Annotated in this window: 21 protein-coding genes and 1 pseudogene; 6 read left to right on the forward strand and 16 right to left on the reverse strand. The window is 37.4% G+C overall.

Features of this window, described 5'->3' with window-relative positions; all coding sequences use genetic code 11:
• Nucleotides 1-193: 193 nt before the first annotated feature.
• From Gferi_RS27885 to Gferi_RS01130, 4 genes are all read right to left on the reverse strand, one after another.
• A complete protein-coding gene (locus tag Gferi_RS27885; protein ID WP_156782294.1) occupies nt 194-529 on the reverse strand; it encodes a hypothetical protein in 336 nt (111 codons plus the stop codon).
• The gene (locus Gferi_RS01120; RefSeq protein WP_069973863.1) at nt 510-716 is read right to left on the reverse strand and encodes a hypothetical protein; all 207 of its coding nucleotides are present in this window, start codon (nt 714-716) and stop codon (nt 510-512) included. The genes Gferi_RS27885 and Gferi_RS01120 overlap by 20 nt, the downstream gene beginning before the upstream one ends.
• An 84-nt stretch (nt 717-800) precedes the next feature.
• Nucleotides 801-1,586: a DNA adenine methylase gene (locus Gferi_RS01125; RefSeq protein WP_069973864.1), complete on the reverse strand. Its 786-nt coding sequence runs from the start codon at nt 1,584-1,586 to the stop codon at nt 801-803.
• Between the two features lie 69 nt (nt 1,587-1,655).
• Entirely contained in the window at nt 1,656-1,904 is a 249-nt protein-coding gene (locus tag Gferi_RS01130) for a DUF5659 domain-containing protein (RefSeq protein ID WP_069973865.1), read from the reverse strand.
• A gap of 209 nt (nt 1,905-2,113) precedes the next feature.
• Between Gferi_RS01130 and Gferi_RS01135 the strand changes: the two genes are divergently transcribed.
• From Gferi_RS01135 to Gferi_RS01150, 4 genes are all read left to right on the forward strand, one after another.
• Complete coding sequence (locus Gferi_RS01135) at nt 2,114-2,320, forward strand: LexA family protein (protein WP_069973866.1); 207 nt, start codon at nt 2,114-2,116, stop codon at nt 2,318-2,320.
• Nucleotides 2,321-2,338: 18 nt separating this feature from the next.
• Nucleotides 2,339-3,601, forward strand: coding sequence for a DNA polymerase Y family protein (locus Gferi_RS01140; protein WP_069973867.1), 1,263 nt, complete (start codon nt 2,339-2,341; stop codon nt 3,599-3,601).
• Between the two features lie 15 nt (nt 3,602-3,616).
• Entirely contained in the window at nt 3,617-3,880 is a 264-nt protein-coding gene (locus tag Gferi_RS01145; RefSeq protein ID WP_069973868.1) for a hypothetical protein, read from the forward strand.
• Between the two features lie 80 nt (nt 3,881-3,960).
• On the forward strand, nt 3,961-4,284 hold the full coding sequence (locus tag Gferi_RS01150) for a hypothetical protein (RefSeq protein WP_069973869.1): 324 nt from the start codon (nt 3,961-3,963) through the stop codon (nt 4,282-4,284).
• A gap of 52 nt (nt 4,285-4,336) precedes the next feature.
• Here the strand turns inward: Gferi_RS01150 and Gferi_RS29150 are convergent, their stop codons facing one another.
• The 5 genes from Gferi_RS29150 to Gferi_RS28710 form a co-directional block, all read right to left on the reverse strand.
• Nucleotides 4,337-4,588, reverse strand: coding sequence for a hypothetical protein (locus tag Gferi_RS29150; protein WP_069973870.1), 252 nt, complete (start codon nt 4,586-4,588; stop codon nt 4,337-4,339).
• A gap of 619 nt (nt 4,589-5,207) precedes the next feature.
• Entirely contained in the window at nt 5,208-5,510 is a 303-nt protein-coding gene (locus tag Gferi_RS01160) for a DUF6980 family protein (protein ID WP_069973871.1), read from the reverse strand.
• A gap of 19 nt (nt 5,511-5,529) precedes the next feature.
• A complete protein-coding gene (locus Gferi_RS29350) occupies nt 5,530-5,595 on the reverse strand; it encodes a hypothetical protein (protein WP_408607502.1) in 66 nt (21 codons plus the stop codon).
• Nucleotides 5,596-5,673: 78 nt separating this feature from the next.
• Nucleotides 5,674-6,324 (reverse strand): hypothetical protein, encoded by a 651-nt coding sequence (locus Gferi_RS01165; protein WP_069973872.1) that lies wholly within the window; start codon nt 6,322-6,324, stop codon nt 5,674-5,676.
• Between the two features lie 103 nt (nt 6,325-6,427).
• Nucleotides 6,428-6,787 carry a hypothetical protein gene (locus Gferi_RS28710; protein ID WP_069973873.1) on the reverse strand — a complete coding sequence of 120 codons (360 nt, stop codon included), beginning with the start codon at nt 6,785-6,787 and terminating at the stop codon, nt 6,428-6,430.
• Between Gferi_RS28710 and Gferi_RS29585 the strand changes: the two are divergent.
• Nucleotides 6,742-7,172, forward strand: a pseudogene (locus Gferi_RS29585) (IS91 family transposase); the annotation flags it as partial. The gene Gferi_RS28710 and the pseudogene Gferi_RS29585 overlap by 46 nt on opposite strands.
• Nucleotides 7,173-7,528: 356 nt before the next feature.
• On the opposite strand, the gene Gferi_RS01175 reads toward Gferi_RS29585, so the two are convergent.
• The 4 genes from Gferi_RS01175 to Gferi_RS01190 all read right to left on the reverse strand — a co-directional run bounded on the left by Gferi_RS01175 (nt 7,529) and on the right by Gferi_RS01190 (nt 17,097).
• Nucleotides 7,529-8,029, reverse strand: a complete 501-nt coding sequence (locus Gferi_RS01175) for a hypothetical protein (RefSeq protein ID WP_069973874.1) — start codon at nt 8,027-8,029, stop codon at nt 7,529-7,531.
• A gap of 14 nt (nt 8,030-8,043) precedes the next feature.
• Nucleotides 8,044-13,044: an RHS repeat domain-containing protein gene (locus Gferi_RS01180; protein ID WP_069973875.1), complete on the reverse strand. Its 5,001-nt coding sequence runs from the start codon at nt 13,042-13,044 to the stop codon at nt 8,044-8,046.
• 26 nt (nt 13,045-13,070) lie between these two features.
• Nucleotides 13,071-16,019 (reverse strand): S8 family peptidase, encoded by a 2,949-nt coding sequence (locus Gferi_RS01185; protein ID WP_069973876.1) that lies wholly within the window; start codon nt 16,017-16,019, stop codon nt 13,071-13,073.
• 295 nt (nt 16,020-16,314) lie between these two features.
• Complete coding sequence (locus tag Gferi_RS01190) at nt 16,315-17,097, reverse strand: IS3 family transposase (protein ID WP_069973877.1); 783 nt, start codon at nt 17,095-17,097, stop codon at nt 16,315-16,317.
• A 73-nt stretch (nt 17,098-17,170) separates the two neighbouring features.
• Here Gferi_RS01190 and Gferi_RS27895 point away from each other — a divergent pair, with 73 nt between their 5' ends.
• Complete coding sequence (locus Gferi_RS27895) at nt 17,171-17,344, forward strand: hypothetical protein (RefSeq protein ID WP_156782295.1); 174 nt, start codon at nt 17,171-17,173, stop codon at nt 17,342-17,344.
• A gap of 52 nt (nt 17,345-17,396) precedes the next feature.
• On the opposite strand, the gene Gferi_RS01195 is transcribed toward Gferi_RS27895, so the two are convergent.
• The 3 genes from Gferi_RS01195 to Gferi_RS01210 form a co-directional block, all read right to left on the reverse strand.
• Nucleotides 17,397-17,621 carry a hypothetical protein gene (locus Gferi_RS01195; RefSeq protein ID WP_069973878.1) on the reverse strand — a complete coding sequence of 75 codons (225 nt, stop codon included), beginning with the start codon at nt 17,619-17,621 and terminating at the stop codon, nt 17,397-17,399.
• 699 nt (nt 17,622-18,320) lie between these two features.
• A complete protein-coding gene (locus tag Gferi_RS01205; RefSeq protein ID WP_069973880.1) occupies nt 18,321-19,667 on the reverse strand; it encodes a hypothetical protein in 1,347 nt (448 codons plus the stop codon).
• Complete coding sequence (locus Gferi_RS01210; RefSeq protein WP_069973881.1) at nt 19,668-21,665, reverse strand: ATP-binding protein; 1,998 nt, start codon at nt 21,663-21,665, stop codon at nt 19,668-19,670.
• Between the last annotated feature and the right edge of the window lie 4 nt (nt 21,666-21,669).

Genomic DNA, 21,669 nt, shown 5'->3' on the forward strand with positions numbered 1-21,669 from the left:
TAGGATCCACACCATTTTCCATTCTCCGGCCATATATCTTCATTATATACGGGACATAGCTTCCCGCCGTTTTCAGGATGTAGGCAGCTTTTGCAGTTCTGCAGCGTAGGGTCCTTTCGAATTGCATCCCATTTTGGATGATGCCTTAGTTGATAGCTGTCTTCTCTCTCTAGCAGTATAAAAGTCCCTATTTTTAATAGTGACTCCTGTTGATTCGCTCCCCATTTCTTACAAACATATTGCCTCCATGAATACCTATAACCGGCATCTCCTCCAATTTAGGCTGTATTTTAAGTCGATCTGGAACAATCGGTATATGATCGGGTAACTGCAATGTTTTATTGGTTGCAGCATGGATCTCTACACCGCCGATTTTTTTCATATATGCAGCAGCATAGGGGCGGTGAAAACAAAGGGCAAAGCAGCACTTACAGGTCTGCCGGCATAAGGTTCTTTCGCAAAGGGAGCAGCCTCCGCAGCTTTCATGCAAGTTGCACTTTTCGCAGCTTCTAGTGCATAGCCCTGGCATGATGTTCTCCGGAAGCATAAAGATAAGCTTTCTCTCCTACCTTTATGGCTGCATCCTTTGTCAATTTGATGTATTGGGGTGGTATGTCAGTGGCTCGAAGCAGATCCAGCTCCCGCATAAAACGCCTGGAAAGATTTAAAAATTCGGCAATATCCTTTAATTCAATCCCATTTTTTCCTTTTTTCATAGCTCTCTCCTCTCATAAACTTATATAAATATAAGAAAGGTACTGAAAATGAATTCAGTACTTTTCTATGATTAGGGTGGGGGACTACACTATTTTTAGCGAATCTGTATTGACTTCATAGTTAGTTATAATCAGTTCATTATACTTTTTCCTGCTCTCCTGTTCCTTCCCGATAGAATAGGGCACTTTTGTTTCTATCATATAAAAGTCCTTGTACCATTTTCGTACCTCCGGATGATCATTAATAGTTAATAGAAACTGTCCGTGGACATTCAGCAGAATATCTCGAAGCATCATATGATCCTCATAGTCAAATTTGTCTTTATAGCCATCGGTCTCATAATAGGGCGGATCACAAAAGTAAAAACTGTATGGACGGTCATAACGGGCAAAGATCTCTTCAAAGCTTAGGTTCTCAATATAGGTATTTCTTAACCGTTCTTTTAAGTTCTTCAGATTTGATGTGTCAAATATCTGGGGAGAAGGCCGGGTGTTGGTTCCATAACCAAAAGATATTCCCTTACTTGCAAAGCTTTGAGAAATCAGGAAAATAAACCGAACTGCCCTTTGAATATCTGTTAAGGCGTTTATTTCCATTTTTTTATATTCTGCAAAACTATCTCTGCTTGATATTTCAAATTGCATCAGCCTTTCAATTTCACCCGGATGATGTTTGATCATTTTGAATAAATTAATAAGTTCCCGGTCCACATCATTGATTACTTCAACTTTGCTGGGCTCCTTTCCAAAGAATACCCAGCCGGCACCGAAAAATGGTTCTATGTAGCATGTATGCTCCGGTATCATGGATATTATCTGCTTTCTCAGGCGAGACTTGCCTCCCATTCGTGCAATTGGCGGTTTTAGCATCTCTATCATCTCCTTCAACTTTTCGTTGAAAGATGACAGACGAAAGATTAAAGCTTAGAGTCATTTTCGTTAATTCATCTTCTGCATGCTGAGGAGTGTCTTTACTCTTTTCTCAGCTGCAATATAATCTCCATAATTAATTTCTTCTTTATTCGTATAAGCAAGCACTGCATTTTCAAGCTCTGCTGTATCATTGAAATACACCAAACTTCTATTTCTCTCAGGATCCTTTTTTATCTTAACTATCTTCAGTCCCTTTGCCACAAGGAACACCATTAGATCCTTATCGGTTATTTCTTTAAAATTTTCTTTTTTCAATCTCATCACCTCTATTTATGGAGAACACCCGTTAAGAATATTTTACCAGTACATGTGTTCGGTGGTAAATCTGTGAAAATCATCCTCTGCTTTGATTAACTAGCTTTATCTCTGGATTTTTCTGTTATTCAGCTTTTTTCAGAGTTTTACAATCGAACGTTTGTTCGGTATAATTTTAATAGATTGGTTATACTATAGGAGGTGTAAAAATGCTTACAGCAAATCAGGAGAAGGTTTTAAACTCCATAAAATTTTATTACCGCATGTTTGGTGATTCTCCATCTATTCGTGATATTGGAGAGCTTTGCAATATACGATCTACAAACACCGTACATAAGCATCTGCAAATACTGAAGCAGAAAGGATATATTTCTATTGAAAACTCTAAAGCACGCGCTATTCGCCTTTTGGCATAAAGTAGGTGATTATTTTATATGAGTCCTTCTAATCGCTGTATCATGCATATAGATTGCAATTCAGCTTTTTTAGCATTTTCTGCAGCCCATAGGCTCCAGCAGGGAGATTCTTTAGACCTTCGTACTATTCCCTCTGCAGTGGGCGGGAATCCGGAGACGCGCCACGGCATCATTCTGGCTAAAAGTATTCCCTGTAAGGCCTTTAATATCCAAACCGGAGAAACATTGCATGCTGCCTTTCAGAAATGCCCGACTCTGGTCATTGTGCCTCCGGATTATCCACTGTATGTAAAGTGCTCAAATGCAATGATGGAGATCATCAAAGATTTTTCACCGGCATATCAAAAATTTAGTATTGATGAGATTTTTTTAGACTATACCAATATGCAAAAACATTTTGGTCATCCAGTTGATGCAGCACACAAAATCAAGGATCGGATTAAAAATGAGCTGGGCTTTACCGTATCAATAGGTATTAGTTCAAATAAGCTCTTGGCAAAGATGGCATCTGATTTGAAAAAACCCGATGCAGTAACTACCCTCTATCCGGAAGAGATGGCTCAAAAGATGTGGCCCCTTGATATTCAGGATCTATTCATGATAGGACCCTGTACGGCTCCAAAACTGCGGGCCATGGGTATCAACACCATCGGGGAGCTTGCAGCTGCAGATCTGAATTTAATTCGATATAGGCTTAAAAGTCATGGAGAATTGATTTATAACTATGCCCATGGTATAGAAGCTTCTCTAGTGCATACGGGAAAGCATATTGATATGAAGGGCATTGGAAATTCCAGTGTTATCCCATTCGATGTAGATGATCGGTTAACGGCGCATCAGATTCTTTTATCTCTAACAGAAACTGTAGCCATGCGTCTTCGTGATGCAGCCTGCGTGGCCAGACTCATCTCTGTAAGTGTCCGGGACACCAATTTTAGAACTTATTCTCATCAAAGAAAGATTTTTTCTGCGACCGACTCTACTAATGAAATCTATAGAATTGCCCGTGATCTCTTTGATGAAGCCTGGCAGGGAGAAGCTCTGCGACACTTTGGTGTTCGGGTATCGGAGCTTTGCAGTAATGAATTTCAGCAAACCTCTTTTTTTGATGATGTACATAAAGAAAAAAATCAAGCACTTGATCGGGCAATTGATTCACTTCGCTTCCGGTTCGGATCCACATCGGTTCATCGTGCCGGCTTTTTAAATTCTGGGATTAAGCCTCTCATGGGCGGCATTGGCTCCACTGATGAGATGTCGGTTATGACTTCTATTTTGTAAGGATGTGTGTTTATTATGAAAATCGTTAATAAGGCAGTTGAAATGATTTCTAAAACAAACCTGGATGGCCAGATTACGCCTGTTAAGTTTCGGCTCATTGAGGAGGATGAATCCTGGATAGAGATTAAGGTGGATCAGGTCCTTACGAAAGAATTAAATAAGCTTGCCGGCAATAAAATGTGGGTATATGAATGTCAAAGCCTAATTAGCGGCACTTTGAAGCGATATCAACTACGCTATGAAATCGATACTTGTCGCTGGCAGCTTTTCAAAATATAATAGAAAGTACATATACAATATCTAGTATGTTTCAATGCGTATATCTACTTTATCTACTTACTTACTGAAAGGATGATTACATGCTGGATGAACGCATTTTCAGAGAATATTATGAAACGATTTTACATATGATTCGAAATCTAGGCATTGACAACACCGACGATTTTCTCCGTCAGGAGCTTTCTAATGCATCCAGAGAAGTTGCGGCTCTTCGCGAGAAGATTCTTGAGATGAAAAGTAACCTCGATAAAAAAACAAATATGGATGAACTCAGGCATATCCAATATGATCTGGAAGATGCCCAGGCCCTTTTAGAAAATCTACTGCACAAACTTAGAACTACAGATGAACGATATCTCTGCTTAAAAGAATATCTCAGACGAAATCCTATAGAAATAGAATAAGCCCTGGCATCCCAGGGCTTAAATTTTATTTAGATGCTATTAAAAGTCTATTTTATATTAGCTTTATCGATCCATCAAAGATTACAAAAGACACAATCGATGTTACTAATAATGTCAATACATATCTCTCTTCAAAGATGTTTCCAAGTTTACTACCTGTACTAATCAGTGGCACCCTAAGCCTAGTATTTAAAACCTGGGATTGGACATATTCTGTCTTGTTCTTCATCATGCCATAAATAATATTTACCAGCCTTCTCATAATACAGGTAATAGCTTGATGCTGGATCTTTCCTTCACGCATCTTCTTTTGATAATACTCATAGAACCTTGCATTGACTGGCTTGTCCTTATTCCTCCCACAACAGCTTGTCTTGATGCAAGATCATGAAACAGGGCACATATAGAGCTTTTTATTAGATTCTCGCAGTAATAATATTATTTTAGAGATGCGAAATATCAAAATTTCCTAGCAATCTTTCTCCATTAAGTTTTTGATACACTATAACTATTTTTTATTTTATCTTTGAACTCTTTTCTCCACTAGCTAATTTCGTATACTGTCGTTCTTTAATTTTAATACATATCCTTAAAACACCATAGGCTGCTAAACCCAATACCAAAGCAACTGAAACTATATATTTTCTTACTGCTATTGCATCATACCCTATATTCCTCAATATCATTCCAAATAACCCAATACCTACTAATCCTCACACACCAATCAACAATAAAAATTTCTTCATTAAAATTCCCCCCTCTTAAACATACAATAGTTCTAGCGTATATAGTTTAAAATAATCTGTATTGCAGCCGTAATGACTAAAAATCCTTCTAAAAGCTTCTGCGTGGAAAAATTACGGCAGCAATAAATAAAGCTCCGACTTTAGGAATTTAGAATTATTACACTTCAATTATATTACTTATCTATACCATTTATCACTTTTATACTTTTGTGGTATTTCTTTATCATATGGTGAATCATACCCAAGTTGTTCTAATTCCTCAAACCACTTATCTCGTTTTGACTCAGGTAATTCAGCACCGCACCACGGACAAAATTTTATTAAAATATAGGAATTACCGCCATCATGAACAATCAAACCATATTCATCAAAAATTAAATCATAATAAATTAGTGAATCTGAACATTGAAATTTCTCATTATGCTCACAGCAATTAGTATTAATATTGTTCTTCATATCTTCACAGCAGAATGTCATCATATCCACCTTCCACCTCCATTTAATTAATCTTTATAGTCCTTCCTTTTACTGGATCTTTATACATTTCTCCAGTTACAGGATCCATTGAACCTAGATGCTGACCTTTATTATTATACACTTCGATATCATTATGAGTATAAATGTTGTACGCATAATTAATAAACTATGGCTCAAGTAATTTTATTTTTTTCCACAACTCTGATATATAGCTTTTATCATTTTTTATATCATTTGAAACTTTTCTATCTAAATTACTTAATATATCATACAAAAATTTAAAAATAACTTCCTTAAATTCTACTTTGGATATTAAACTGGTTCCCTTAGGATAAATAAACATTATTCCCTTTTCTTTGTAAAAATCATTATTCCATGATATCTCTATTCTATCATTAATTCTCCTAAAATAGGCACTACTTAGGAAGGAACCCCCTCTATTTTGAAACCATGAATGTCTAAAAATCCATGAGCTTTTCGCTTGATACCATAGATACATTTCGTCATCTTCATCAGTTTCAAATTCATCAGCATTTTTGATTAATTCCAGTGTGCTTTCTCCTTGTATAGGTAATGGAAAAGGATCATATCCTAATATGTGGTGCAAATTTTCACACATCCATTCAACAATGTACAATAAGTTCCATTTATAATCTACAGTATCATTTCCTATTTTATATTGGCATATATTTTTTCCTTCGATCAGAAACTTAAAAATTCCCCACGATTCTCCTAAAATTCCTGTTTCATTATGTGGATTAGATAAAAGCATATATTGTATTGCAAACTTATTTGGATTTCCAAAACTATTATTCATCTAATCTTCCTCCATAAAATTCTTAATCACAAAAGAAAGTCATCTATGGTAAGCTAGCAAAAAAACTAAAATATGAGCTAACATACCATAGAATAGGATTCTATTACTTATTTTTTATCCATTTATTATATTGTGAATTTGTAATTACCCCGTCCTTTTTCATTTGTCTAAGCACATCTGCTGGCACTTCTTCTGCTGGATTAATGACTTCATAAGCATGCCATCCACCTACATTGTCAGGTTGAAATTTTACTAATTTTCCATTATAAACATTATATAACTGTTTAGTATCAGATGATGAATATGCCGTGTTTAAAGATTTTTCTCCTGCCTTCTGATTATTCCAGAAAGGATCTGCACTTATATCTCCTTTTGATGACTCTTTGTGTTTTCCATCATTCGGACATAACTCACGTTCGGGATTACTCTCCCCCTCAGCTACTCCATCTTGGAAGATACACACACCGGATTGACATATCCAACAACAGGATTATTTCCATGGATAAGGACACAGTCACCATTACCGTTAAAGATTACAAAAACAAGAACAAGGCAAAGACCATTACCCTAGGCGGTGTAGAATTCATCCGTAGATTCCTGATGCATATTCTCCCAAAGGCTTTGTGAAAATCAGACATTATGGAATATTGGCCAATCGCAATAAAAAGACAAAACTCCAGCTGAGCAGAAAACTGACCGGCACTCCTTCATACAAACCTAAATATAAAGGATTAAAAACCATTGAGATCCTTTGTCTTCTAGAAGGTAAAGATGTAACGATGTGCCCTGAATGTAGAAAAGGTAAACTACAGGAAGTACTTACACTATATCCGGGAGCATCACCATAATGATGCTTGGAACTGAATACTTAATTCAAAGCCTCTTTAGTGGGGAGGGGGGAAGTATACCTAAATCCAGTCCTTTTCGTAAAATGGAATACTGCAAAAGCCAGTTTCGTAACAAAAAACAACAAAATCAAAAGACAAAAATACAAAGTCGAAAGAATGAAATCCCATAGACCGCGACTTCATTCTTCTGCGGCAATCAAAAATTTTGCGCGCAGGTATTGTTAAGGCCCAACAAGCAGTAAACAACTGACTGTTGAGCCTTTTTCGCGCGCAAAACTTCCGATTGACCCCTTTAAGAACCGTCCTCTTGTCGCATTGCTTCATTCATTGCTTTATTAATTCATAAAATGAGACTATTAATCGGTTATAACATAACATACATTAAAAAGTATTTTAGACTCGCATAGTAACTTTGCAAATTCCTCACGTTTTAAGACTCCCTGAACTATTTCCTTTTCCCCACCTTGAAATCTAGCAAGAAACATTATGTGGTTATTGGGAGACTGTTGAATTAAAAACTTGATTATATTATCAAATTCGCTTTTATATTCATCATACACGATTAATGGTTTTAAATTTGACATTACTTCATCATCTAAAATCCAAAAAGGCATGTCACTTCTTTTAATAACTTTGTCAAAATCTGCATCTACTAGTGCCATAGCATTAAACCAACCCTCATCATCTTTTCCAATAGAGTACCAAATTCCTTTTGAACCGCACATAAATGGCCATAATGAATTATATCTTCCTAACTCTGGAAATTCATTTTCGTTTCTTAATTCAATTGATGATGTAAAGGGTAATTTTGCTACCTTATCTTGATTTATACACAAAATATTTAAATCATACGACATAAGAATCCTCCTTATTAAGGCTTAAAACTTTCAAAAGACCAATTAGTTGGCAGTGTTTTTCCAGTCTTAACATCTTTTAAAACTATATTTCCAGCACTATCTATTCCGATATCTGGATTATTGCCCATCTTCTTAAACTCCTTACCATATACAGAGTCTTGCTTAATCTGTTTTAGTATTTTAGGTTTAATTTCCTTGTGGTATGTTTTATCATTTACTCCAAATATTTTTTTCATGTCGTTATTTGATTTAGGGAATTTAAAGTCCGCACCGTTACTCGCCCCCTTGTTGGAAAGAGAGAAAACAATTGTTCCCTTAACAGTTTTAAATACACCCACTACTTCCCCAGTACCAACAGAAACTAGCTCACCAGCACTATTTATTACAAATTTTCCTTTTGAAATTAAATCCTTCAGACCAGAAGATATATTTACTAAACCATATATTTGATTTGTTATTTTTCCTGCGGTGTAAGTTTCATTAAACTCTTTTGCATATGAAGAGTTTTGCCATCCTGCTGGTGTATTTCCTGTCAATTTTGAAGCCGCACCAAAGAAAAATCCGTCGTCTATTGCATGTATTAATCCCATTAAATATGCTCTGGTCTTTTCGGGTATATTCCCACTCGGGTCAACATAGACCAACGGATTATTCATACAATAGATGTACTGATTCATACTCAGTGGATTCGTGACTGCTCCCTCATAGCTATCCTTGGATATGAATCTTCCGATGGTTGGATCGTAATATCTGGCTCTGAGATAATACAGTCCTGTTTCTTCATCATAGTATTCCCCGGCGTACCGGATTGGGTTCTCTATGGTTTCATCACTTGCTAACAAATTCCCCCATTCATCATAGGTGTACCTATTTACTATGTTACCATTTTCATCCACTAATTGCACTACATCTCCATGACCATTATACACATAGTAGTACCATTTTCCCTGTTCAATTCTTGCCAGGGGTTTGTGTCCCCATATGATGCTGGCTTTTAGGTTTCCGTTTCCGTCGGCTTCTGCGATGACTCTTCCTGCCTGGTCTGTGTAGTAGTGGGTGGTTCCTTTGGGGGTCTGTTTCTTTTTGCGGATGCCTTTGTAGTCGTAGGTATAGGTTTCTTCTTGTCCGGTTTGGCTGTTTGTAAATTTGCGGAGTCTGTTCAGTCCATCCCAGGTAAAGCTGCCTTCTTTTCCGCTGCTCAGTAGGGCATCCATGTCTCCTGTTGCTTTTGTCCGGTTTCCTCTCGGGTCATATTCAAAGGTTGTCTGGATGCTTTGGTTGTATCTTTGCAGGCTCTTTAGGCGGTTTAGTTCATCGTAGCTGTATTGGTGGTTTCCGTCTATTCCTGTGATGGTTTTTATGTTGCTGTTTGAGTCGTAGGTGTAGTTGTAGTCGGATATGGATTTTGTCCCTATTTTGTTTGTGATGCTGCTTAGCCGGTTGAGGTTGTCGAAGGTATAATCGGTTTGCAGCAGCTGCTGGTTGTTCAGGACCGGATATTTGAGGGTTCTCATCATCCCATCGGTGTAGTAGTCGTAATCAAAGGTTTTTCCGTTTATTTGGATGGTATCGATCCGGTTTCTTTTGTCGTAGTTGTATTTTGTCAGGGTTCCAAAGGGGTCCTGGATGGTCTGCAGGTTTCCGTTTGGATCGTAGGTATAGGTGGTTTGTTTGTTGCCTGGGTTGATTTCTTTATGTAGTCTTCCAATATCATCGTATTCGTAGCTGACGGTTCCATAGGCGGTATCGCTCACGGATTGGATCCGTCCGTTGCGGTGATATTGGTAGGTGATATTAAAGCCCTGTCCTGCATGGGTTTTGATCTGTCCGTTGGCAGTGTAGGTGAATTTTTGGTCTTGTTTTTCTCTGTCTTGTATTTTGTCTATGGTTCCGTTTTGGTTGTACCGGATGTATTGGTTTTTTCCTGTTTCATCGGTTTCTTTGATGATTCTTCCCAGTTCGTCATAGGTTTTTTGTTTTGTTTTTCCGTCTGGAAATTGGATTTTGATTAGGCTGTTTTGGTGGTTGTAGTAGTATTTTGTGGCTTCTTGTTTTGCATTGCTGGTCTTGATGAGTCTGGATAGTTCGTCATATTGGTAGTTTGTGAGGTTGCCCTTGGGATCTTTTTGGGTTTTTAGGTTTCCTGCATGGTCATAGGTATATTGGGTGGTAAGGATTTCTCCGGTTGTTTGCAGGGCTTCTTCTTTGATTTTTTGGCCTCTTTTGTCAAAGTATTCTTTTAGCAGGATATGACCTTCTTCGTTTTTATGCGCCACCATGAGGTTTTTGTCGTCGTATAGGGTCTGGGTATAGGTGGTATCTGAATTTACGGTTTTGATCATTCTCCCATAGGGATCGTAGTCATAGGTGGTTGTGTTGTTGTTCCCATCGGTCAGGGTTTTTAGAAGGCTCTGGTTATTGTAGGTTTTTTTTGTTTTTACGCTAAAGGTGTAGGTGGTTTGTCCCGGTTTGATGTAGCCTTCTTCCAGGGTTATTTCGTTTCCCAGACCGTCATAGGTGTTTCTAAGGGCCAGTCCGTCTTCGTCGGTGGTTATGAGGATGTTGCGGATATCGTCATAGTTTATGGTTTTTTTGGTGCCGTCGAAGTTGGTGTATTCGACTAGTCGCCCCAGGGGGTCATATTTGTAGGCTTCGTATTTTTCGTCGGGTGCAATGTATTTGATGGTTTGGCCTGTGCTAAATTGGTATTCTGTTTTTTCTATGGTGTTTTCTTTAGCCTGGGTTACGGCTTTGTCGGCACCCCAGTTTAGGTAGGTGGTGTTTGTGATGCTGGTGACTCTGTTTATTTTGTTTCCCTCACGGTTTAGGACGCCGTATTCATAGTTAAAGAGGGTGGTGAGGATGCTGTTATCTTCCATGGTCAGGCTGGTTCTCTGGAGGGTTCCGTCTGGGTTTCTCAGGTATTCGGTTTTTATGGTTTTGGCTGTTCCATCAACGGTTTTGTATTGTATGGTTTTTGTTTTGTTGTATTTTTTATCTTCACTGATTTCGTAGGTGATGATTTGTTCTTTTCCTGTATCCACCGGAAGGATTTCCTGGCGGATTAGACTCTGGTTCTCCGGCTGATAGATGGTTTTGCTTGCATGTCCGAGCTCATCGGTATATTCTTCCAGCTGTTTGTATGGATTATATTTATAGGCTTTTTCTTTAAGGCTAAAGGCTCCGCTGCTGTCATAGGTCTTGATCGTCTCCCGTGAAGGTTGTTTGAGGGAATCGTAGTCTCTTTCAATGGTTTTCTGAAGTTGGCTGTTCACTAGGTAGTCTTCTGCTCTCAGCAGGTTTTCGTTGTCAAAGGTCAATCGTCTGACCAGTCCATTACTGTCGGTGATCCGGGTGTAGTGGCGAAAGCTTTTTAGCGGTTTATCGTAGTGTGCAAACTCCGGATAGCCTGTGTAATCATTTTCGTAGGTGATCGCTTCGTCGTTGTAGATTTGGTTGGCTAAACGCTCGTATCGTCTGGATATTTTGAAGTATTCTTCGTAGGGACTGCAGCTTGACTGGGATATGACATCGGTGTTTCTTTTGGTGCCTTTTATGTATTCGTATTGGGTTTTAGCGCCGGTGGCATGGGTAATGTTTTTTAGTAAAACGTAGGTCTTTGTTTCTGGATAGTCTCTGTCATTGGCCCATACATTTCGAAGAAAGGAGGCTGTATCGATTGCATATTCATCTAGTTTTGTGCTATTTCCCTTTGGGTCAACCACTTCTTTTAAAACCGTTGCATTTCCTTGAGCCGCTGATTTTAGCTGAATGGTTGTATTATCGGGCAAGGTTATGGTTGCGGTTTTGCTGCTGGTATTATAGTTTATGCTGACGGTTCTTCCGTATGTGTCGATGATTTCATTTATGAAGGGTTTGTTGTTTATCATTGTATGTTTAAACCGGATTTCATTGCCGAATGCATCTTTTATCCCCAGAAGTCTGCCGTCGGCTGCAAAGTATGCTTTTTTGCCGTCGATATGGCTTAGAATATACATGGAAGGTTTCTGCCCGTTGGTATATATACCGCTTCCATCGTATTCTACGCTGTAGTCTTCGTAAGGGGTGAGGGTTCGCATGGCAACGCGGTCATAGTTACTGCCTTCCAGGGTTTTTTTTATGTTGATTTTCTCTCCGTTTCCAAGGTGCAATACCATGTATTTGGATCGATTCGACTGAGATACTTCTTCTTCTGTCAGCATTTGTATGCTGGTCAAATTGAAAAACCATCCTGCGCCCAAGTTGTATCTTTCCATGGCGTAGGAATTAGAATTACCGGGCTTGTCGTAATACTCGAAAAAGCGCTCTACGCTGTAGTACCTGTCTGTGCAGTTTTCAGGCAGGGGCCTGCTGTTCAGTTCATCTGCCCTTTTCCAGGCATCGTAAGAATTGGTGTATTTTTTGTCTAGTGTATACCGCTTCCGGTAGTTGTCCACGATATTGCCATTGCGGTCTTTTACGTTGTAGGACTCGTCTACACGGACGGCATAGAGATTCTCCCCTGTATTGGACACTCCGGTCTGGTGGGTATGGAGCGTAGCTTCATCGGATTCGTAACGAAGATTTAGGTTTAAGTTCATCCCGTTTTTCCCCGGCAAATGAAACAGCGGCATCTGGTAGTGCAGTGCTCCGGTGACCATATTGATTTCTTCTGCATCCTGCCGGCTTAATTTAAAGGGACTGTTGAAGTATTCGTCAAATTTAATGCCGTATGGGTCATAGGATGCCGCTGCAGCGGCCTGGTAGGCTACATTCATTTCTCGCATGGACGCTTTCTCCTGCTCTTGGGTCTCTTCTTCCACAGGCTTTAAGGGTTCTTCATGGGCTTTTCCTTCTTCCTCTTCAGTATTTTGCTCTAGTGCTTCATTGTTTGGCTGTTTTTCTCCAGACAGTTCTTGTGGGTTTTCAATATCTTGTTTTTGATCGGCATAGGCTGTGAAAGGATTTGCAAATACGGTGGTAACCATCATCGCCGCAATGACTGCCATACTGATATATTTCTTTATCCTACTCAATGTCTTTCCCCCTTTCAGTTTATTATCTACTCAAATTTTCTCAGTGTGAGTCTTCCGTTAGCATCATATTCGTATCGAACAACCCCGCTGCCGCCGGCTCCGGCTCCATTCTCTTCTAGCAGCCTAACTTTTTCTTCCAGCAGTTCGATTCTTTCAAGAAGTTTTTCTATCATATCGATATTTCCTTCGATCTGGGCTTGTGAATTCAGGGGTGCAGAAAACTCAATGGTTGGCAAAGTTCCCAGACTGGCATCGTATAGGTATACGTATTCGTATTGATCACCGGTTTTGGCTCCTTCAATGGTAAAGGAAAGCTTATCGGATGCAATCCATACCTGACTAAGGTTCACAGGGATTTTTGCATTCTCCGTCACTTTGTATACACTTTCTATTGCCTGGATGGGAAAAGCAGTATTTTTTATGGCTATGCCCGCTCCTTTATATATGCTCATGTCTTTTACGGCTCTATCGATATATAAGGTTCCGTTTTCGTATCCTATGATTGGAGACATGTTTAGTTTAATTATCTCTGGTTGAGCTAGTTGATAGATTAAGGTATATGGATGATTCATAAAATAGGTTCCTATTTCTTCAGGAGAAGGAATATGAGCTTCTCCCCATCCACTATCTATATCATTGATAGTTAAATCAAATGAATTTAAAACATTAGATACATTATAACATTCAAATTGGGAGCCATATGTTGCAAAAGAGATCTTATTATTTAACCGTGTGCCTCTGTCGCTCATAACTATATGCTGCTCATCTTCATCATCTGTGACATAAATATCAGGCAGTTCTGACAATGGGATACTTACAAACTTGTATCCATTATAATCCTTTCCAAATTTCCAATTGAGACTACCATCTAGAATTACTTTGATCGTTCGTCTAGCTAATTCACAATTACTCGTTATTTCATCTTTTACACCATTTGATAAAGAATGTAATTCTACTGCAGAAGGAAGATACGTTATGTATTCTTGATGTGGACGATAAGATAAATTTAAATGTTTTGTGAGAATGATATTTTTATATTCAACTTCACCTTGCTCAATATCAGCACTGGTACAGAAAAATTGTATACATATTTTTCCGTGATTTGGTGTTGTAAATTCTCCTTTTGAATAGGATAGTGCTGTACCACTAACCTTATCTAGAATAGTGATTGAGCCTTTGCCTTTAACGGTGTTAACATTAAAATCTATTTTATATCTTGTATTTGGTTCCAAATCAAAATCAAATCTGGTGTTAGCCCAATTCCAATTATTAGTCGTTACAACTTTTATTCCATCAGTGATGACTATCTTTTTTGCTGCATTTACTGCTGCTGGATTGCTATATGGATTAAATAAATTCTCACCAATACTCTTAATTCTTATTGGTGATGTCAAATTTATATTACCAGATAACTTAATATTCATTTTCCCATTCACGCTGCCTGCCGGAACAGAAAATATTGCTGCAGACGTGGTTTGTGGCATTGAGTAAGCAGCATTAGAAAAGGTAGTAAATCCTGTGCCGTATACAGCATCCGTTACCGTTTCTTCCCCCGTATAGCCCGCAATGGTTATTTCCTGCCCAATGAGCCCATTTACTGCGTTATAGGCGTTGATGAGGTTTCCACCTTGGATTTTTGCGCTTAGGCTGTTGAGTTGATCTGATGATTCAATGATCCTATCTTTTACTGCCTTAGCCCCTATATCCCCGTATCTACTGTATATCAATGCAGCTTCTCCTGATGCAAAGGCTGCCGCCATGGAGGTTCCTGTCCTTTTTTCATATCTGTCTGCCGGTATGGTACTGAGGACCTCTTCTCCCGGTGCCGCTGCATCTACGGAGGCTTGTCCATAATTCGATGTTGCGTGTAATCTCGCTTTTCTGTCTAATGCCCCTACTGTCAATACATTGTCAAAATTATAGGATGCCGGATAAACCGGTCTTTCGTCAATGTTTATCCCATGGTTTCCTGCTGCCGCAATAAACAGCATCTTGGACTGCTTTATTGTTTCTTCCAGGGCTGGATTTTCCTCCATGCTTCCCCAGCTGCAGTTGACAATTTTTGCACCCATTGCCTCTGCATAATGGATCCCATTGATGATATCACTGGTATAGGCCGTTCCATTGTTAAATACTTTTAAGACCATGACCTTAGCCTTCGGCGCTGCTCCTGCCATCCCTTTTTCATTGTCTTTTACTGCAGCGATAATTCCTGCCACATGGGTTCCATGAGCTTCCTGGCTTTGAGCGCCTTCCTCATACACCTTATGGGTATTGTTTGAAAAGTTCCACCCGTAAACATCATCTATATACCCGTTTCCATCCTCATCTCTTCCATTTCCGCCTATCTCTCTTTCATTCACCCAGATATTCTCCTTTAAATCCTCATGATGAATATCTACTCCCGTATCAATGACCGCTACGATACTGCCTTCTCCCTCTGTAGCCTGCCATGCGGCGGAGACATTGGCATGGATGCGGTCTTCAAATAATCCTGTAGCGTCATTTGCATATACGGTTCCGCTTACCGTACCGTAGACCGCATCGGATACGGTCCCCAGTCCCCATTGTTCCGGATAATAGAGGTCATTTGACTCCAATGTAAACAGATAATCCGGCTGAATATATTCAATATTGGTATCCTTATTGTCTGATTTTAGTAGATTGATTAAGTCTTTTTTCTTCATTTTCTTATCGGTCAGCATCAGCTTCAGATCTTGGTTGCCCTCAATCTCAACCAATTTTCCCTTATTTTTTACTTTTTCTACTGCCATTTTCTTTTCTTTTCTCTGATGATCCTTTTTGTACTTGATAATGAAACGGTTGGTTTCCATTTCTAGTGGAGACGGCTCATGGAGATTGTCCAGTGCAGTACCCATGACGTTATTTTCCCCATATACCGGTATCATTGCGGATACCATACTGAAACAGATTGCCAAAATGACTGCCAGTCCCTTCCTTACACCCTTTTTCATTTTTACACATGCCCCTTTCAAAATAGATTTGTAAAATAGGGTTGTTCTCTCAGATATAAACAACCCTTGCAAAAAAAACACAAAGCATCAGCATATAGCTAATACCTTGAATATTTTATCAATTTTTGTCATTGATATTTGTCGAATTATAGTTGCTGTTATATTTTTTTGTTGGATTTTGGTTTATTTCACAATATCCTTACTGTATCTGATTTACTCCCACTCAAAGGAATGCGCCTTTATCGATAAACTAGACACTTCAGAGTTAGCTATTCTTTAATTTACTTAAAATTCCTTATGCTGCCAGACGTTGTTTGTATTTACGTGTAAATTCTAATGGTGTCATATAGTCTAAAGCTGCATGGCGACGCTTTCGATTGTAAAATATCTCTATATATTCAAAGATCACATTTCGTGCTTCTTTACGAGTTTTGAACTTCCTAAAATGGATACATTCTGTTTTTATGGTGCTGAAAAACGTCTCAGCACAAGCATTATCATAGCAATTGCCCTTACGGCTCATGCTACATTTAAAATGATGCTTTTTAAGTAAATCTTGATACCCTTTACTGCAATACTCAACCCCTCTGTCGGAGTGATGGATAAGTCCTTTTGGTGGTCGATGTTTCCTTATGGCATTCTTTAAGGCATGGATTGTAAGCTCTTTGGTCATGGTTTTATCTGTAGACCATCCAACGATTTCTTTATTAAACAGATCCTTTACGATTGCAAGATAAAGCCAGCCTTCTTCAGTGGGTATATAGCTTATATCAGTGACCCAGACTTCATAAGGCTTTGAGACATTAAAATTCTGATTTAGCAAGTTTTCTGCAACAGGCAGTTTATGATTAGAGTTAGTAGTGGCTTTATACTTTTTAGGCCGCTTAGAATGTATCTTGTTTTCTTTTAATATCCGATAAAGTCGGTTTCTACCACAGGGAATCTTCTCATTAACATCACGGAGGATTTTATCCAGGCCATAGATTCCATCGCTTTGTTTATGGCTCTTTCGAGCCAGTTCTAGTATTTTATGATTCTCTGATTTTCTGTTGCTTCGAAATCTAGGTATTGACAACACCGACGATTTTCTCCGTCAGGAGCTTTCTAATGCATCCAGAGAAGTTGCGGCTCTTCGCGAGAAAATTCTTGAGATGAAAAGTAACCTCGATAAAAAAACAAATATGGATGAGCTCAGGCATATCCAATATGATCTGGAAGATGCCCAGGCCCTTTTAGAAAATCTACTGCACAAACTTAGAACTGCAGATGAACGATATCTCTGCTTAAAAGAATATCTCAGACGAAATCCTATAGAAATAGAATAAGCCCTGGCATCCCAGGGCTTAAATTTTATTTAGATGCTATTAAAAGTCTATTTTATATTAGCTTTATCGATCCATCAAAGATTACAAAAAACACAATCGATGTTAGTAATAATGTCAATACATATCCCTTTTCAAAGATGTTTCCAAGTTTTGTCCCTGTACTGATTAGTGGTACCCTAAGCCTAATATTTAAAACCTGGTATAGCAAACTATACAACTTAAATTTTCTTAACCGCTTATGCAATCCTATCTTTCCTAGGATTCTTGGCAGCACCAATAGGGGGACCCCTTCCTTGGTAAAAATATCTGTTAAGTATAGATGGCTAGAGAAAATTTGCAAATCTATCGATTACCAGGAGACTGGCAAATAAATTTCTTCATTACATATATTAAAATTATCAAAACAAACAATTACAAGTTTTTCCTATAATGCTTATTTCAAAAAAAAAGAAGTTTTTTAAATATTCAATCTCATTGACGTTAAACTAAATAAAACTTCTCTATGCCTAGGTATACGAGATAGAAATACTTTATCTACTAAATGAAGTTTTCTAATGAAATAATCAATAATGTGAAGGTAATTCTGCTTAAAATACGTAATCATAATTGTCTGTATTATTTTTAAATATAAAATCCGACCCATACCTGATTTTCCAGACACACAGGAGGTAGGTATAATAACAACTTTGGAGGAATGAATGATGGCAGACAATAGAAAGCGTTACAATGACGATCTTAAAGCAGTACAGGCTTATTTTTCGTTGTTTGAAGTAATATTCAACTATATCCTCTTGAGAAGTTCCAGTAAAATAGCTATCCGTTACTTTAATATCCTACATATTCTCATCCCAATTTCGATATTACCAATCAAAATAATTTCTATCAAAATACCAAATTATTATATTTTTTATTTAATTGAACACCATTCTTCTCTGTTTAATTGAAAATCTTATAATCCGCTTTTTTTCTCAGAAATTTATTTTGATTTAATGTTACTATCCATATAGCGCTCTAAAATTTTAGCAGAAGGATAACTAGACATAGAAGCAATGCCATTTGCTAACTCTATCGGAAACAACGCTCCTTCATGTTTTCTACTAATCAGGGATGGTATTGTTTGTAAAATACGATTTAATCCAATAATATCAGCATCCTTTGGAAAATCATTAGCTGAATTATAAAAACCAGTAGGAATATTTAGCACCATAAAAGTACCTGGTTCGGCTTTTACATATATCTTTTCTCCCCAATTTGTTCTAGAACCATATTGATTTTCGGATAAAGGCCTTCTCTGGACTTCATCAAGAATATATTGGTGAGGGAGGACAAAATAATGCATTTTCTCATTTCTACTGTGTGGCGGCACGTTATTTTCAATACTTATCAAATGATCGAAAAATTTTCCGCTTTTTTCGCATCCAATAATGTGTACAGGTCTACCCTTATCTTTAGCAAATTGCATAAATATTCTAATATTAGGAACTAATTTGCTATATTGACTTGCTAAACTAAGGGGACCATCCTTAATAAACAGTGTATTTGATATTAATGCATGGTCAGAATAATCCCATAAAAGTCTAATTGGGGTAAAAAGCATTAATGTTTCTACTATTAGCATATAAGCTGATGCTACGCTTTCTGGGGCACTATCTTCAATCATATCCAAATGAAAACCCAACATATCTGTAAGTAGAACATCATTATGACAATAAGGACATTTCATAGTATCACTATCATAAGGAAAACCATCAATCACTTTAGCACAGCTTGGACATTGAAAATTAGGTGAAATATCCTTTAATGTATCCCATTTTTTATATGTAATCCACTTCAAAGTCTCATAGTAAGCACCATTCTCATCAATTTGTAAAGAATCGAATATGATATGCCGCACAGCATCGTAATTGTTTCCTTTACTTGTTCTGATATTATTTAAAGGAAACACCGTTGAATGAAATAGTGCACTATTATCCATAATATCTCTTATTTGAAGAGGATGCGGGCATTTTGGATCAATTAATTCAATTTTGACTTTATCAACCATTAGAAGAGCAGTTTTTATAAAGGCTACCTCTTTAGGAGGATGATTTCCAGCAGTAACTTTAACGAATGAACCATCAACAGCCCAAATATTCATTAAAGGATCTGAATTTGAATCAAACTCTTTCCAATTAGTTCTTCTTGTGTCAATTTCAGTTGATGTTTCTACATATTCAAAATCTTCAATAAGTGATTTTACCCATGAACTTTTAATAACATTTAGATGTCCAAGCTTAGATGCACTTTCATTTGGTAAATTACCGTTTACGCTGCTGTAGGGCATTTAATTTTCCCCCTTCTTTTTAGGTTGAAATAAATATGCCTGCATAGGAACTACAAAACGATGAGATAAAGTCAACATTCGCATATATCCAGGTGTTTTTGCTCTTAAAATATCATCTTCAATCCCCGAAAACGCAATTTGTAATTTTGATAATGCCTTTACTTCGTCTTGTGAAGATAGATGTCCTACAAAAAAGTTTTCTGTCTGAATTAACAATTCCTTATTAATTGTTGAAGGTGATTGCGTTGAATAGACCATACCAATATGAAATTTTGCACCTTCTTTTGCAAATCTGGCATAAACGCCAGTCAAATCATTATCATTCGGAGGGAAAAGGTTATGTGCCTCTTCGAAGTACAGTTCAACATAATGATTTTTTAAAGTATTTGAAACAAATTTTTGTTCTTGATGAGCAAAAACTGCTTTGGCAAGAATTTCTGAAAAATAACGTCGAATCTCATCACTCGCATTTCCTAAATCCAAAATAACGGTTTTCCCTTCATCTAACAAAGTTAAAATATCTTTTATAAAATCTCCAGCAGCAGAGCTATGGTATTTTATATAAGATCTTAGCATTGTAGGTCCAGCACTCCCTGCTGAAGGTTTTAAAAATTTTAATAAAGCCAAGTCATCTGGATCGAACATTGCTTTACCATTATTACTTAATAAACCTGAAGTTGAGTTATTCTGAACATAGTCAGACATACATTCAAGTTCTTTAACTAATTCATCTAATGTGGAAGGAGTCTGAGGCAGATCATCTTCTTTTCCAATATTATATATAGCACGCCTTAATTTTTCATTAAAGTGAGGATCGAAATGTTTTGTATACTTTGATACCAATCCAAGTTTTTTAAGAGAAGCTTCATCAGTAGAAAATCCAGCTTTTTTTAAAATTGCCCAGTACATTTGAATTTTTCGTATAGGTCTTGTTCTCGTATTAAAATCAGTTTCCAATACTTCCTTAATTGATGGGATCACAGCATTCGCAAAACTAGTAATGTATATAGACTTTTTCCCATCTTGATCCAGCATAGATGCTAAAATACCCATACATTGGTCTGGATATTCATAAAAATTAAGTCTGAGTGGTTCCGATGGAGTTTCTGCCCTTTTAGTCAGAGCATATACAACACATCTCTCTTCGTTAGCAGAACGAATAGAGAAATTATTATCTTGTTCATTGTCATTTGCATATTCACCATTAATGTCAAAGACTAATTGACCTATGTTTTTTTCAGTTTCAGTTGAATCCAACATACCTTGCATTATTAATTTAACAACATTAGATTTTCCTAAGCGTGTTTTGCCAAACATAGCAGTTCTACAACCCATAAAATCTCTCATAGAAACTTCTACAGGTATTTTAGATAAGGATTTGCTAGACAAACTGAGTTTGCACTCCATTGTTCTTAAATTCCCTATAGATGCTTTATTCTCTTTTCGTACTAATGAATTGATGATAAGATTTAACAATTTATCATTAGGCGAAAATATCCTATATTTATGTGCGCTAACAACATTATTCACATCACCTGAAAAGAACAATTTATCCATGTGTTCCGGATCAGGATAAAACATTCCTAAAACATCACAATCTAAAGCACCCCATTGGAGTTCGCTTTGAGTCCAAATATCTATTTCAGGCATTGATTTTTTATGTAATTCAAAGTAAGTTTGTTGAACTTGAGAGCTTAGTGGAGTTGTTGCAACATCCGTAACTCGAAGCAAAGTAAAATGTGGTGTTATTTTATCAAAATCCATGGGAACCATGATTAAAAAAGATCCTCTAGGAATACCACCTACTGCGATTTTATAGGGGTCAGAGGTGATAATTTTAGCCGAGTCAAATCCTAATTCCAGTACATAACCTACAAAACGCCATTCATCAGTTTTCATAGCACTTTCAAAACGATCTTGCTCACCAATAAAAGTACGTAGTATATTAATAGGATTATCCTGGGTTGCTGATGTTGTTACCATTGAATTAATGTCCATAATT

Source organism: Geosporobacter ferrireducens, from assembly GCF_001750685.1.
Classification (GTDB): domain Bacteria; phylum Bacillota; class Clostridia; order Peptostreptococcales; family Thermotaleaceae; genus Geosporobacter; species Geosporobacter ferrireducens.

Excerpts from the sequence above, each read along its gene's own strand:
- Gferi_RS27885 (WP_156782294.1), bottom strand. The coding sequence starts at position 529 with ATGCCAGGGCTATGCACTAGAAGCTGCGAAAAGTGCAACTTGCATGAA.
- Gferi_RS01165 (WP_069973872.1), bottom strand. The coding sequence starts at position 6,324 with ATGAATAATAGTTTTGGAAATCCAAATAAGTTTGCAATACAATATATG.
- Gferi_RS27895 (WP_156782295.1), top strand. The coding sequence starts at position 17,171 with ATGAAAAGTAACCTCGATAAAAAAACAAATATGGATGAGCTCAGGCAT.
- Gferi_RS29150 (WP_069973870.1), bottom strand. The coding sequence starts at position 4,588 with ATGCGTGAAGGAAAGATCCAGCATCAAGCTATTACCTGTATTATGAGA.
- Gferi_RS01160 (WP_069973871.1), bottom strand. The coding sequence starts at position 5,510 with ATGATGACATTCTGCTGTGAAGATATGAAGAACAATATTAATACTAAT.
- Gferi_RS01185 (WP_069973876.1), bottom strand. The coding sequence starts at position 16,019 with ATGAAAAAGGGTGTAAGGAAGGGACTGGCAGTCATTTTGGCAATCTGT.
- Gferi_RS01150 (WP_069973869.1), top strand. The coding sequence starts at position 3,961 with ATGCTGGATGAACGCATTTTCAGAGAATATTATGAAACGATTTTACAT.
- Gferi_RS01135 (WP_069973866.1), top strand. The coding sequence starts at position 2,114 with ATGCTTACAGCAAATCAGGAGAAGGTTTTAAACTCCATAAAATTTTAT.
- Gferi_RS01205 (WP_069973880.1), bottom strand. The coding sequence starts at position 19,667 with ATGCCCTACAGCAGCGTAAACGGTAATTTACCAAATGAAAGTGCATCT.
- Gferi_RS01210 (WP_069973881.1), bottom strand. The coding sequence starts at position 21,665 with ATGGACATTAATTCAATGGTAACAACATCAGCAACCCAGGATAATCCT.
- Gferi_RS01145 (WP_069973868.1), top strand. The coding sequence starts at position 3,617 with ATGAAAATCGTTAATAAGGCAGTTGAAATGATTTCTAAAACAAACCTG.
- Gferi_RS01140 (WP_069973867.1), top strand. The coding sequence starts at position 2,339 with ATGAGTCCTTCTAATCGCTGTATCATGCATATAGATTGCAATTCAGCT.
- Gferi_RS01120 (WP_069973863.1), bottom strand. The coding sequence starts at position 716 with ATGAAAAAAGGAAAAAATGGGATTGAATTAAAGGATATTGCCGAATTT.
- Gferi_RS01175 (WP_069973874.1), bottom strand. The coding sequence starts at position 8,029 with ATGTCGTATGATTTAAATATTTTGTGTATAAATCAAGATAAGGTAGCA.
- Gferi_RS01125 (WP_069973864.1), bottom strand. The coding sequence starts at position 1,586 with ATGCTAAAACCGCCAATTGCACGAATGGGAGGCAAGTCTCGCCTGAGA.